At 62.6% G+C, this 13,291-nt stretch carries 10 protein-coding genes; all 10 read left to right on the top strand.

Annotation, left to right across the window (positions count from 1 at the left end; translation table 11 throughout):
* Positions 1 to 19: 19 nt before the first annotated feature.
* The 10 genes from AB1451_12100 (at position 20) to AB1451_12055 (ending at position 13,062) form a co-directional block, all read left to right on the top strand.
* A complete protein-coding gene (locus AB1451_12100; GenBank protein ID MEW6683645.1) occupies positions 20 to 1,384 on the top strand; it encodes an alginate export family protein in 1,365 nt (454 codons plus the stop codon).
* A gap of 105 nt (positions 1,385 to 1,489) precedes the next feature.
* The gene (locus AB1451_12095) at positions 1,490 to 2,830 is read left to right on the top strand and encodes a CmpA/NrtA family ABC transporter substrate-binding protein (protein ID MEW6683644.1); all 1,341 of its coding nucleotides are present in this window, start codon (positions 1,490 to 1,492) and stop codon (positions 2,828 to 2,830) included.
* 112 nt (positions 2,831 to 2,942) lie between these two features.
* Positions 2,943 to 3,896: an ABC transporter permease gene (locus tag AB1451_12090; protein ID MEW6683643.1), complete on the top strand. Its 954-nt coding sequence runs from the start codon at positions 2,943 to 2,945 to the stop codon at positions 3,894 to 3,896.
* Between the two features lie 36 nt (positions 3,897 to 3,932).
* The gene (locus AB1451_12085) at positions 3,933 to 4,787 is read left to right on the top strand and encodes an ABC transporter ATP-binding protein (protein ID MEW6683642.1); all 855 of its coding nucleotides are present in this window, start codon (positions 3,933 to 3,935) and stop codon (positions 4,785 to 4,787) included.
* A gap of 336 nt (positions 4,788 to 5,123) precedes the next feature.
* The gene (locus AB1451_12080; GenBank protein MEW6683641.1) at positions 5,124 to 7,130 is read left to right on the top strand and encodes an FAD-dependent oxidoreductase; all 2,007 of its coding nucleotides are present in this window, start codon (positions 5,124 to 5,126) and stop codon (positions 7,128 to 7,130) included.
* Between the two features lie 14 nt (positions 7,131 to 7,144).
* Entirely contained in the window at positions 7,145 to 8,581 is a 1,437-nt protein-coding gene (locus AB1451_12075; GenBank protein ID MEW6683640.1) for a cytochrome c3 family protein, read from the top strand.
* Between the two features lie 77 nt (positions 8,582 to 8,658).
* The gene (locus AB1451_12070; GenBank protein ID MEW6683639.1) at positions 8,659 to 9,261 is read left to right on the top strand and encodes a DUF3365 domain-containing protein; all 603 of its coding nucleotides are present in this window, start codon (positions 8,659 to 8,661) and stop codon (positions 9,259 to 9,261) included.
* Positions 9,262 to 9,305: 44 nt separating this feature from the next.
* Positions 9,306 to 9,728, top strand: coding sequence for a globin family protein (locus tag AB1451_12065; GenBank protein ID MEW6683638.1), 423 nt, complete (start codon positions 9,306 to 9,308; stop codon positions 9,726 to 9,728).
* A 231-nt stretch (positions 9,729 to 9,959) separates the two neighbouring features.
* On the top strand, positions 9,960 to 11,219 hold the full coding sequence (locus AB1451_12060) for an MFS transporter (protein ID MEW6683637.1): 1,260 nt from the start codon (positions 9,960 to 9,962) through the stop codon (positions 11,217 to 11,219).
* Positions 11,220 to 11,367: 148 nt separating this feature from the next.
* Complete coding sequence (locus AB1451_12055; protein ID MEW6683636.1) at positions 11,368 to 13,062, top strand: protein kinase; 1,695 nt, start codon at positions 11,368 to 11,370, stop codon at positions 13,060 to 13,062.
* Positions 13,063 to 13,291: the final 229 nt, after the last annotated feature.

Genomic DNA, 13,291 nt, shown 5'->3' with positions numbered 1-13,291 from the left:
CCCGAAGGAGGGAAACACGATGCGAAGAGCAGTGCGAAATCTCGCCTCAGCCGCGTTAACCGCACTTGCGGTTCTCGGGACCGAGGCGCCGCGCGCATACGGCGCGCTTGACGTCCAGGCCGTCACGATTGGCGGCGAGGTCCGGGAACGCTACGAGTTTCGCGACAACGCGGATTTCAACAAGGACGCCAACGATACGTTGAGTTACATCGCCTCGAGAATCCGTCTTCACCTGAACTACGAGATAACGCCGGATGTCGCTGCGTTCATCCAGATCCAGGACGCTCGTATTTTTGGGGGCGAGGTCTCGACCGTGTCCAACGACAACCTCCTGGATCTGCACCAGGGTTACGTGAGCATCAAGAACGTGGGCCCTACCAGCCTGATCCTGGGCCGGCAGGAGCTGGCGTTCGGCGAGCATCGCTTGGTGGGGCATTTCGGCTGGAACAATGTCGGGCGAAGCTTTGATGGACTTCGCGTGACCTATGTGGCGGCCCCGGTTCGGGTAGATTTCTGGGCGGCCTCTCCGAAAGTATATGGTACGAACACCGGCAGCAGTCCCGCCTTTGCTCCGTCGAATCGGGAGCAACAGACGTTCTACGGAGTTTACGGCAGCATCAAAACCGCCCCCGTGACCGTGGAACCCTATGTGATGTACCTGTTGGACGGGGGAAACGCCAATGAATTGAATGCCGCGGGTACCGCCTTGTTATCCCCGATCACCTCTCCGGCCGCTCGCGGACAGAACCGCGTGACCGTGGGGTTGCGGGCGGACGGCAAGGCGGCGAACGAGGCGATCGACTACACGGGCGAGGCCGCGTACCAGACAGGGAGCATGGACGCCAGAGGCACGACGCCGGAGAGCGACATCTCGGCGCACGCCTTCGTGCTGAAAGCCGGCTACACCGCGCCGGTCGCGATGAAGCCCCGCATCGGCGTCGAATACGACCGGGCTTCTGGCGACAGCGATAGCAGCGACGAAAAATTCGAGACCTTCGAGAACCTCTTTCCCACCAACCACCCGTTCTACGGCGTCATGGACTACGTGGGATGGCGCAACATGCAGGACCTGCGGTTGTCGTTGAGCGCCAAGCCGAGCGCGACCACCGGGGTGAGTCTGGACTACCACAAGTTCTCACTCGCCGAGGAAGGCGACAACTGGTACGCAGCGTCGGGCGCGGTCTTTCGCACCACCCCGGCCAACAACGCCGAATCGGATCTGGGACAGGAAATCGACCTCGTGGTTTACATGATGGTCAAGGAGAAGGTTCGCATCGAAGGCGGATACGGACGGTTTATGCCGGGAGACTATGTCGACGTGAACTTTCCCACCGCAACCGACGCATCGGACTGGTTCTATTTGCAGGTTGGAGCGAGTTTCTAGCGATCAGGAGATCTATCTACCTACTGCATTGGGGGGAATTGAAACATGCATCAAGGAGACAAGGGTGTGGATCTGAGGTGGTGGAAGGTGATGTTCGTCGCTGCGATGGTCTGCGCTGCTGTCGTGGGCGGGAGCGCAGGCGCGCCGGCGTCTGCGGAACTCGGCAAGCCGGAGAAGGAAGACCTGACGTTTGGGTTCATCAAGCTCACCGATATGGTGCCCCTGGCGATCGCGTACGAAAAGGGGTATTTCGAGGACGAAGGCCTCTACGTGAAGCTCGAGGCGCAGGCCAACTGGAAGGTGCTGCTCGACGGGGTCATCGACGGTCAACTCGACGGGGCGCACATGCTGGCGGGCCAACCCTTGGCCGCGTATATCGGATTCGGCACCAAGGCTCCCATCGTGACGCCGTTCAGCATGGACCTGAACGGCAACGGGATCACGGTGTCGAACGACGTGTGGAAAGAGATGAAGAAGTCGTTGCCGATGAAGGACGGCAAGCCGGTGCATCCCATCAAGGCCGACTACCTCAAACCCGTGGTGCAAAAGTACAAAGAGGCCGGAAAGCCCTTCAAGATGGGGGTGGTGTTCCCGGTGTCCACCCACAACTACGAGATGCGGTATTGGCTGGCTGCGGGGGGGCTCCATCCGGGTTATTACGCTCCGCACAAGGGGGACATCAACGGCACCATCGACGCCGACGTCTTCATCTCGGTGACGCCGCCGCCCCAGATGCCCGCCACCATGGAGGCGGGCACGATCTACGGGTACTGCGTGGGCGAACCCTGGAACCAACAAGCGGTGTTCAAGGGGATCGGCGTGCCCGTGATCACCGACTATGAGATCTGGAAAGACAATCCGGAAAAAGTGTTCGGTCTTCACGAGGATTTCGCCAAAAAGTATCCCAATACCACCACCCGGATCGTCAAGGCGCTCATTCGAGCCGGCAAATGGCTCGACGAGAAGAACAACGCCAATCGTATGGAGGCGGTAAAAATCATCTCCAAACCCCAATACGTGGGAGCGGATGCGGAGGTCATCGCGAATTCCATGACCGGGACGTTTGAGTACGAGAAAGGGGACAAACGTCCCGTACCCGACTTCAACGTGTTCTTCCGCTACCACGCCACATACCCCTATTACTCCGACGCGGTTTGGTATCTGACCCAGATGCGACGGTGGGGCCAGATTTCCGAGTACAAGCCGGATAGTTGGTACCTCGATGTGGCGAAAAAGGTGTACCGGACGGACATTTATCGTCAGGCGGCCGAGGCGCTGATCGCCGAAGGCAAGATGTCGGCGAGTGAGTTTCCAGCGTTCGACAAAGAGACCGGGTTCCGTCCGCCCCAAACCGAATTCATCGACGGGGTCGCGTTTGACGGGAGGAAGCCCAACCACTACCTGGAACAATTCAAAATCGGGTTGAAGGGGAAGACCAAGCTTTAAGCGGAGCCGCGACGTGTCCAGTCACCAAGCACTCGTTCACAAAGATCCCAGCATGGCCATGAAAGTGATGAGTTTTCTCTTGACGCGCAATCAAGACGACGGGTCTAGGGGAATAAAGGGTCCTGCGTTGCTTCTACGGTCGGCTGCCGTTCTAAAGGGCCTGATCGTCCCACTCGTCGGAGTGTCGGTGTTCCTGATTTTGTGGCAGATGGCTGCTCCACGAATCGATACGTCTCTCGGGAAGTTTCCCGGTCCGGTAGAGGTCTGGTCCCAGGCGCGAAACCTCGTGGATGAACACAATCAGGAGCGTGCCAAAGCAGCGGCGTTCTATGAGCGCCAAGAGGAACGCAACCAAGCCCTGTTGGCCGAGGACGCGAACGCCGAGATCAAGCGGCGAGAGTACACGGGGAAAGACACCTTTTTCGATCAGATCTGGACCAGCCTCTACACCGCGATGACGGGGTTCTTGCTGGCGTCGGTGATCGCCATACCGTTCGGGATTTTGATCGGGCTCAGTTCCGGGGTGTACGCGGCGGTGAATCCGCTGATCCAAGTCTTCAAGCCCGTATCACCGCTCGCGTGGCTCCCGCTGGTGACGATGGTGGTGAGCGCGGTGTACGTGAGTCAGGAGCCGATGTTTGCCAAATCGTTCCTGAACTCCATGTTCACCGTGTTGCTGTGCAGTCTGTGGCCGACCCTGATCAACACCGCCGTGGGCGTGGTGAGCGTGAGCAACGATCTCAACAATGTCAGCAAAGTGCTCCGCCTCAGTTGGTTGACGCACGTGCGAAGGATCGTGCTGCCGTCCGCGATTCCCATGGTGTTCACGGGGCTGCGCCTCAGCCTGGGGACCGCGTGGATGGTGCTCATTGCCGCAGAAATGTTGGCCCAGAATCCAGGCCTCGGGAAATTCGTCTGGGACGAATTCCAGAACGGCAGCTCCAATTCGCTGGGCCGCATCATGGTGGCGGTGCTCGTTATCGGGTCGATCGGCTTTGTCTTGGATCGCTCCATGCTCACGCTGCAGAAACTGGTCTCGTGGGACAAGTCGGCCGTGCTGCGCTAGTCAAAGTCGTTGAATCCGGAGGTGAACGTGTTGTCGATGCCCCAGCTCGAATTGACGGGACTGTCCATGGATTTCCCCGCTCCGGCGGGTTCTTTCAGAGCTCTGGACAACATCAATCTGAAGATCAACCGGGGTGAGTTCATCTCGCTGATCGGCCATTCCGGCTGCGGTAAGTCGACGGTCTTGAACATTGTCGCGGGCCTCTATCGCGCCACCGAAGGCGGAGCCATACTCGACGGAAAGGAAATCACGGAGCCCGGACCGGAGCGCGCGGTCGTGTTTCAAAACCATTCGCTCCTCCCCTGGCTCACCGCGTACCAAAATGTCGAACTGGCGGTCAAGCGCGTGTTCAAGGGCAAAAAGACCAAAGCGGAGATGCGGGATTGGATCGTCCATAATCTTCAACTGGTCCACATGGAACACGCGCTGGACAAGCGCCCGGATCAGATCTCCGGGGGAATGAAGCAGCGAGTCGGGATCGCGCGCGCGCTGGCGATGGAGCCGGCCATCTTGCTGATGGACGAGCCCTTTGGCGCTCTGGACGCTCTGACCAGGGCCCAGTTACAGGACTCGTTGATGGAGATCCACTCGAAATTGGGCAATACCGTGATCATGATCACCCACGATGTGGACGAAGCGGTGTTGTTGTCCGATCGAATCGTGATGATGACCAATGGGCCCTCCGCCACGATCGGGGAGGTATTGACCGTTGATCTTCCGAGACCGCGGGACCGGGTCGCACTGGCCAATAGCCCGCAGTACAACCGCTTTCGGCACGCTGTTCTGCACTTTCTCTATGCCAAAATCCACGAGAGGCCTGCGGACGAAAAGTCCACCAAACCTCACGGTCGCCCGTACGCCAACGAGCCTACCAAGGTTGTAACCGTCTAAAGGCATTGTCTGTGGACCGCGCGCTCCCGTGCGGCCCGTACCTGAGACCACGCGTGTCTTCCGCGGGCTGGTGGACGCGTCCGCGTCATTGCCTACTCCTTGTTCACACATCGACCGTGCAACAACACTCGTGTCGCTGGTTCCAACACTTCTGTCCGAGCCGTCGTGATCTCAGGCCGCGCGCCGCGATTTTCGAGGTCGCGCTGTCTGGCATTGCGCTTGCGTAGCTGTGGGTGCAGGGGCGGGAGTGATGGGGCCTGGTTTCTCCAACGGGCCTTCCCACGCTTGAGGCCGCCCGACCACTCGTCATTGCACTGGGTTGAGTCGACGTCGTTCATGGTATTCGCCACAGCTAAACGCGCGCCCAGCGCAACAGAGACGGCCGAGGTTCCGGCAATCGGTCCCCTCCCGACGGTGATCGTGGGGATGGGACCGGTGGGGATTAGCACGGCGCGGGAGCTCCTCACGCGCGATCCCCGGCATCCGGTGGTGCTGTACGGCAACGAGCCGTGGCAACCCTACGATCGGGTCAAGCTCTCGGCATTGTTGGCTGGCGAGGTCGGTTACACCGCGCTGATCAACCAGCTCGTGGTCCCCGACGACCATCACGTGGTCCAGCGCCATTCCTGCGAAGTCGTGGCCATAGACAGAGACGCGTGCACGGTGACGGACTCGACCGGGGAGGTGCAGCCGTACTCCAACCTGGTACTGGCGGTCGGATCCCGACCCAGGATTCCGGCCATTCCCGGCATTGATCGCCTCGGAGTCTATACCTTTCGCAACCTGAGCAACGCGCAGGCCTTGCTCGCCCGGCGCGTCCGGAGCCGACACACCGTGGTGTTGGGCGGAGGACTGCTCGGGCTGGAAGTGGCCCGCGCCATGCAGCGCGATCACACCCAGGTCACGGTCATCGAGCACAACGCGCGTTTGATGTGGCAGCAGCTCGACGATGAAGCCGGTGAAATATTGCGACGGCACGTGGTCTCGTTAGGGATTTCGGTCGTGCTTGCGGACGGGGTGAAGGAGATCCTTGGGAACGATCGCGTGACCGCGGTCCGGCTTGCGAGCGGGCGGACCGTCGAATGCGACACGCTGGTCGTGGCGGTCGGCATCATCCCCAACGTGGATCTTGCGGCCGCGCACGGCTTGAGCATCGGGCGAGGCATCCGGGTCAACGATCGCATGCAAACCACCGACCCCAGGATCTACGCGGTGGGCGAGTGCGCCGAACACCGCGGACGGACCTACGGTCTCGTGGCACCCGGCCTGGAACAGAGCGCGGTGGCGGCCCACTGCATCCTCGGGGGCGCATCGCGCTACAACGGTTCGATTGCGGCGACCAGGCTCAAAGTGATCGATCGACCGTTGTTCAGTATCGGCGCGGTCAACGAGATGGATCTCTCGCCGTCGCTGCGGTGCATCACCTACGCACGTCCGGAATCAGGGGTGTACTGCAAGCTCGTGCTGGATCGGGGACGCGCGGTCGGCGCCATCGTTTTGGGACAGGCCGCCGGATTGGCCCGGATCCAGGAACTCGTGATGTTGAAGCGACGGGTGTGGCCCTGGCAGCTGGCGCGCTTCCGGCGGCGCGGCGAGGTTTGGTGTTCCGGAACGGGCCGGTGCGTGGGCCAATGGCCGTCGCGGATGGTGGTGTGCACGTGCACGGGTGTCACGCGCGGGGCCCTGAGCGCCGCGGCGGCGGCGGGGTGTGCCACCGTGGAGGCGTTGGCGACCGCCACGCGTGCATCGACCGTGTGCGGAAGCTGCCGGCCCTTGCTCGTCGAGTTGCTCGGAGGAACGGCGGCGATTCAACCTGCGGCCGCGTTCCGTACGCTGATCGTGATCGCGGTGTTGGTCCTGGTTGCCTCGGCCGGAGTTGTGGGTCCGTGGGTCATTTCCTTCAGTACGACCACGCACCTGGCTTGGGCGTGGGATCAACTCTGGCGCGACGCGGTCCTCAAGCAAGCGTCGGGGTTCACGCTGGTGGGACTGTCGGCACTGCTCGCGCTCTTCAGTTTTCGCAAACGCGTGGTCCGCGGTTCCCCCACGCGCTACGGGCGATGGAGGACGGGGCACGTGGTCCTTGGAGGCGTGGCAGCCCTGATCTTAGTCGCGCACACCGGCCTGCGCATGGGATCGAACCTGAATTGGTGGCTGATGGCCTCGTTCGTCGGCATGGTGGCGTCGGGCGCGGCGGCAAGTCTGGTCATGGGGCTGGAACACCGCCTGCCGCCGGACTCGGCGCGGCGGGTGCGGGCCAACGCGGTGTGGCTTCACCTGGTGTGGTTGTGGCCCGTGCCGGTGTTGCTGGCGTTCCATGTGCTCAAGTCCTACTACTTCTGATCGTCCGGCCGGGGATGGTCCGTGGAAAGGCGCTGTGGCTCTGGGGATGGTGGCTGCTATCGTCGGCCGCGTTTGCGGGCTGTTTGGCGTTCGCGTTGACGCGGGGGGAAAACAAGACCGTGTTCATGCCTGGTGAACTGACCGCGGGCCACCATCAATTGTCGCAGGCCTGCCGCGCGTGCCATCGCAATCCGTTCGGTGGGGTGGAGTCCCTCCAGGAGGCCTGCGTGGAGTGCCACGGCGACGTGCGCAAGAAGCCGTTCGACAGCCATCCCAAGGCTAAGTTCACCGACCCTCGCAACGCCGACCGTCTGGGGAAAATCGATGCCCTGCACTGCACCACCTGCCACACCGAACATCGGCCGGAGATCACTGCGAAGAACGGCCTCACCCAGCCGGCTGATTTCTGCGTCCATTGTCACCGCGATGTCGCCAAAGATCGTCCAAGCCACGAAGGCCTCGCGTTCAGCACGTGTCGAGATTCTGGCTGCCACAACTTTCACGACAACCAAGCCCTGTACACCGATTTCTTGGTCAAGCACCTGGACGAGCCGGCTACGCGCCCCGCAGCCGCGGTGCCGGCTCGGGAATTCGGCAGCGTGGTGGATGCGATCGTGGACTATCCCCGCGCTCGTTACCCCCGGCGGGCGTTGTCCCTAACGGATGCCGATGGACCGGACTCTCCGGATAACGCCCTCAACCTCAGACGTGAATGGCTCGACACGGCCCACAGCCGTTCCGGGGTCAACTGCAGCGCCTGCCACGTGATCACGCGCGAGAAAGCCGCCAACCCTGCATGGGACGATCACCCGGATCAGCGCGGGTGCGGGGCGTGCCACGGTCTTGAGGTCGCACGATTCATGAAGGGCAAACACGGGATGCGGATCGAGCGCGGCCTGTCTCCCATGACGCCCGCAGCCGCGCGCCTGCCCATGGTGGCCGATGCCCACGAGAAACCGCTCACGTGTACGGCCTGCCACGGCGCCCACGCGTTCGATTCGCGCCGCGCCGCAGCGGAGGCTTGCCTCGGCTGCCACCGCGACGAGCACAGCCTGGCGTACAAAGCGTCTTCCCACTATCGGGTGTGGCAACAAGAACTGGCCGGGACCGCGCCTTCGGGATCAGGGGTATCCTGCGCCACCTGTCACATGCCGCGCGTCCGCATGGACGTGGACGAGTTCGTGAGCCGGATCGTGGTGGACCATAACCAGAGCGCCACCTTGTCCCCGAACTCCAAGATGATCCGTCCCGCGTGTCTGCATTGCCACGGCCTGGGTTTTTCCATCGACGCGCTGGCAGACCCCGCGTTGATCACGAACAACTTTGCGGAACGACCCCGCACCAAGGTGCCAACCATGTCCATGGCCGCGGAGTACGACAAGGCGCAACGAGAGAAACGCGCGACACAGGACGGCGAGGCCGACGATCTCGCGGGGATGTTCGGCTTCTGAACCGACGGACGTACCTCGGGAGCGAAGAGGGGCGCACCGTCGCTGTACAACAACGTCACCGACAGGAGGAGAAAACCATGCAACGAAAGTGGAGTGCTGGGGTTGGGTTGGCATGTGCGGTGGTTCTCATGACCGCGGGAGGGGCGACGCTCGCGGCTTCCGACAGCGCGGAAATGGTGCCGGTCAAGGTGATGGCGGACGCGCTGCACCTCGTCTTGGACTCGGACCGCAGCGTCTACACCCAAAAGATCGTCAACCGGCTGGTCATGAAGGAAAAGGTGATCAAGGCGTCGGAGCACTTCGAAGACGACAAGGCGGTTCCCCTGCCGGCGCAGATGTTTCGTTTCGGGTCCGAGCTGGCCAAGGAGCGCGCGCAGAAACTCGAGGGCGTGGATTTCAGTTACTCGCTTCAGTCGCTGTGGCCGGTGAACAAACAAAACGCGCCCAAGACCCAGGCGGAAAAGACGGGGCTGCAGTACGTGGCGGACAATACCGGGAAGACCTACTACACCAAAGAAGACTTGGGCGGCAGAACGTACTTCACGGCGGTCTACCCCGACATCGCGGTCGCGCCCGTGTGCGTGGCCTGCCACAACGCCCATCCGGATTCGCCCAAAAAAGACTTCAAGATGGGTGACGTCATGGGCGGCGTGGTGATTCGAATTCCGTTGAACGGCTGAGTCAAGCCCATCCACCGACGTTCACCCTGAGGAAAGGAACCGACATGACTCCGGAACAGATCACATTGGTCCAGAGCAGTTTCAAGCAGGTCGCCCCGATCGCCGATCAGGCTGCGGCGCTCTTCTACGGCCGCCTGTTCGAGCTCGATCCCGAGCTCAAAGCGCTCTTCAAGGGCGACATGGTCGAGCAGGGGAAAAAGCTGATGCAAATGATCAGCGTGGCGGTTAACGGTCTCACCAGGCTGGACGAGATCGTGCCGGCTGTCCAACAGTTGGGGAAACGTCACGTGGGGTACGGCGTCACGCCGGGACATTACGACACGGTGGGAGCCGCCCTGATCTGGACACTGGAGCTGGGGCTGGGGAAATCGTTCACCCCCCAGGTGAAGGACGCGTGGGTCGCGGCCTACACGCTGCTGTCGGGCGTGATGATCGACGCGGCCAAGGCCGCCGAGGTACCGGTGTAATCAAGATCGACTCTCGCGAGCAGCGGCCCGCGCTTGTTGCTGAACAGCGCTGATCGGGGGTACACGGTCGCGTCGGGATATCCAAGTCCCGTCGCTTACGACTAGACTGTCGTAAAGCGACATTTATGTTCGACGTTTTTGTTGATCTGCGTCGAATCTGCGTATTGGTTCGCCCACTGCTCGTGGCATCCCGCTTGCTCCTTGTCGCCGAAATCGACAAGGAGATCTCTCGTGTTCAACCTGCAGGAGTTTCGTCGCGCCGGTCACTGGCCCACGCTGGTGGCGGCATTTTTATATTTTGATCTGAGTTTCATGGTCTGGGTGGTCCTGGGCCCGTTGTCGCTCTATCTGACCCGCGACCTCCAATTGGGGGTTGGCGAGCAGTTCTCGATCGTCGCCATCCCTATTCTGTGCGGCGCCGCGCTCAGAGTCCCGCTCGGGCTGCTGGCCGATTACCTTGGTCCCAAGCGCACCGGTCAATTGGGCCAACTGATCGTCATGGTCGGGCTGGCGTACGCGTGGTTGATCGGCCTGCACAGCAAACTTGCCGTTGAATTAATGGGGGTAGTCTTGGGCGTAGCCGGGGCGAGTTTTGCCGTGGCGTTACCCCAGGCCAGCCGGTGGTATCCGCCCCGGTACCAAGGCTTGGTCATGGGGATTGCCGGTGCGGGCAACATGGGCGTGGTGCTTGACGCCTTGGTGGTGCCGTCGTTGGCCGAGCGGTTTGGGTGGCAATCCGTGTTCGGGGTGCTGCTGGTTCCGGTGACGATCGTGTTTTTTCTGTATACGTGGATGGCCAAAGACGCTCCGGATCAACGGGCGCCGGTCGCGTGGCGCCGGTACGCCGCGGTGTTGGCGGACAACGACACCTGGTGGTTCATGGGATTTTACTCCATCACATTCGGCGGGTTTGTGGGCCTGAGCAGCGCCCTCCCGTTGTATTTCACGCACTGGTATCATGTGTCCGGCGTCACCGCCGGACTGATGGCGGCCTTGGTGGTGTTCGCCGGGTCGATTTTCAGACCGGCCGGCGGCTGGCTGGCGGATCGATTCGGCGGCATTCGGACGTTGCAATTGCTGTTTGCAGTGGTGGGGTGCGCGTATCTGACGGTGGCCTGGATGCCCGAGGGGCCTCGCCCCGCAAGCGGGGGGTGGACGCTTGATTCACTGCCGGGGATCGCGTGGACATCGGTGGCGGTCTTTTTCGTAGGGGCCATGGCGTTGGGGATGGGCAATGGGTCGGTCTTTCAGTTGGTTCCCCTGCGGTTTCGCCATGAAATCGGCGTGACCACCGGGTTGGTCGGCGCGGCCGGGGGCGTGGGCGGATTCGTGCTCGCCAAGACGCTCGGGTGGTCGGCCGGGCTCACCGGAGGCTTCACCCTGGGGTTTCTGCTCTTTTCGGGTTTTGCGCTGGTGGGGTTGGTGGGGCTCGTGGCGGTGAAGGCTCGCTGGAGGACGACGTGGGGTGCGGTATCCGGCGCGCGGGTCTGAGAGGCTGCTGAAAAAGGTCCATCTGCGGCGTTGTCGCTGCGCATCCGCTCCTCACGTACGCACACAGTACGCTGCGGTGCGGTGCTCGCTCCGCCTTGCATCTGAACCTTTTTGAGCAGCCTGCGAGAGATAGAGAAGAGTCGTTCTCATGGCGGGTGGCGTGTTGACCACGGAGATCGGGTTCGCGAGCGAGCGCGGGGCTCGGGAGCGCAATGAAGACTACGTCGGGGTGTTTCTCGGCGACGAGACCCAACGCGCGCTGCGCGGGGTGGTGGCCGCGGTGGCGGACGGCGTGGGTGGCTCGCTGGGAGGCCGGACCGCCGCCGAACTGACGGTGCGGGGATTTGTCGACGGCTACTACGGCTCGCCCGAGACCATCGGGGTGGAGCGAGCCGCGGGCCGAGCGCTGGATGCGATGAACCGGTGGGTCTTTGCGCAGGGCCGCCTCGACCCCTGCCTGGCCAACATGGCCACGACCTTCAGTGCGTTGATCGTCCGCGGCCGCGAAGCGCACGTGGTCCACGTGGGCGACAGTCGGGTGTATCGTTGGCGCGACGGCCGCTTGGCGAGGTTGACCATCGATCACACCCTGCGCCATCCCGATCTTCACCACGTCTTGTACCGGGCCGTTGGGATCGAGGACACCCTCCGTATCGACCACAGCGTCGAACCCCTCAGACCCGACGACCGTTTTGTCTTGTGCAGCGACGGGGTTCACGGCGTGTTGGCCGACCGCGTACTCGCCGACTTGTTGCTTGATCCGGATTCGCCCCAGCACGCGGCGGAGCGACTCGTCAAACGCGCGCTCGAAGCGGGCGGACGGGACAACGCTACCGCGCTGGTTGTCGATGTGAAACAGGTTCCGCCGATCGAGGCCGAGGAGTTGGAATCGACGATGGCGACGTGGCCGTTGGGAGATCTCCCCGCGGTCGGCGACGTGGTGGACGGGTTTCGGCTCACCGCGCAGCTCTCCAATGGACGATACAATCGCCTGTTCGCGGCGGTGGATACGGTTGAGCCGCGCGAAGTGGTCTTGAAGTTTCCTCACCCTCGCGTGGCGGGTGAAGCCGCGGCGAGGCGAGCGTTTATCCGCGAAGGCTGGATCGCGTCGCGGGTACGCAGTCCCTGGCTGGCTAACGCCATCGATCTTCCACCGGGCCGACAAACTCGGTTGTACTCCGTGACTCCGTATTACCGCGGGATCACGCTCGAGCAGCGACTGGCTGCCGGGCCGATGACCGTTGAAGAAGGGGTCCGCATCGGGGTCGAATTGGCCAAAGCCGTGTATGCGCTCAACCGTCGGCAGATCATCCACCGCGACGTCAAGCCCGACAACGTCATGGTGTGCGAAGGCGGGGGAGTCAAGCTGTTTGACCTCGGGGCGGCGCGCCTCCCCGGCGTTCCTGCATCGGAATCCGACGTCATTCCCGGTACCCCCAGTTACATGGCGCCCGAGCTGTTGGACGGCTTTGCGGGGGATGAACGTTCCGACGTGTACGCACTCGGGGTCACGCTGCACCGGCTGTTCACCGGACGGTACCCCTACGGAGAGATCGAAGCGTTTTCGCGGCCGCGGTTCCATCGTCGCGCCAGCCCCGCGCAGCTTCGTCCGGATTTGCCGGCGTGGCTTGATGCGCTCCTGCTGCGGGCCACCGCCGCGACCGCCGATGACCGCCATCAGGACGCCATGGAACTCGCCTTTGAGCTCGAACAGGGGTTGGCCCAAGGCCCGGTCTCCAAGCGCCGCCCGCGCTCATTGTATGAGCGAAACCCGCTGCTCTTTTGGCAGATCACCGCGTCTCTGCTCGCGCTGGCCCTGCTTGCCGCGCTGCTCTCGCGCTGACCGCCCGGACATTTCTGCGGCCTCCGCCACATTTCTGTCGCTTCTTCGGGGTGTTTTCGCCGTGGCCGCGTGATTTTCGTGCCCGTGGTGATGGCACTGCTCCTGCATTGACGTGACGATGACGCGCCGCTCGCGTGGGGCGGTTCCTCGGTCCTCTCGGGGGATCTTGAGGAGGCTCCCGGCGTCGGGCGGGGGGCTACCTACCCCAGCCCGACGCTCGCGAGCGCGG

The organism is Nitrospirota bacterium (assembly GCA_040757335.1).
In the GTDB taxonomy this organism is placed as follows: Bacteria; Nitrospirota; Nitrospiria; order 2-01-FULL-66-17; family 2-01-FULL-66-17; genus JBFLXB01.
The sequence above is the reverse complement of the archived record's forward strand: the minus strand, read 5'-3'. Positions and strand labels throughout refer to the sequence as shown.

What these genes read in the sequence shown, in the direction of transcription:
- AB1451_12100 (MEW6683645.1), top strand. Translation starts at nt 20, where the DNA reads ATGCGAAGAGCAGTGCGAAATCTCGCCTCAGCCGCGTTAACCGCACTT.
- AB1451_12095 (MEW6683644.1), top strand. Translation starts at nt 1,490, where the DNA reads ATGGTCTGCGCTGCTGTCGTGGGCGGGAGCGCAGGCGCGCCGGCGTCT.
- AB1451_12085 (MEW6683642.1), top strand. Translation starts at nt 3,933, where the DNA reads ATGCCCCAGCTCGAATTGACGGGACTGTCCATGGATTTCCCCGCTCCG.
- AB1451_12080 (MEW6683641.1), top strand. Translation starts at nt 5,124, where the DNA reads ATGGTATTCGCCACAGCTAAACGCGCGCCCAGCGCAACAGAGACGGCC.
- AB1451_12075 (MEW6683640.1), top strand. Translation starts at nt 7,145, where the DNA reads ATGGTCCGTGGAAAGGCGCTGTGGCTCTGGGGATGGTGGCTGCTATCG.
- AB1451_12070 (MEW6683639.1), top strand. Translation starts at nt 8,659, where the DNA reads ATGCAACGAAAGTGGAGTGCTGGGGTTGGGTTGGCATGTGCGGTGGTT.
- AB1451_12065 (MEW6683638.1), top strand. Translation starts at nt 9,306, where the DNA reads ATGACTCCGGAACAGATCACATTGGTCCAGAGCAGTTTCAAGCAGGTC.
- AB1451_12055 (MEW6683636.1), top strand. Translation starts at nt 11,368, where the DNA reads ATGGCGGGTGGCGTGTTGACCACGGAGATCGGGTTCGCGAGCGAGCGC.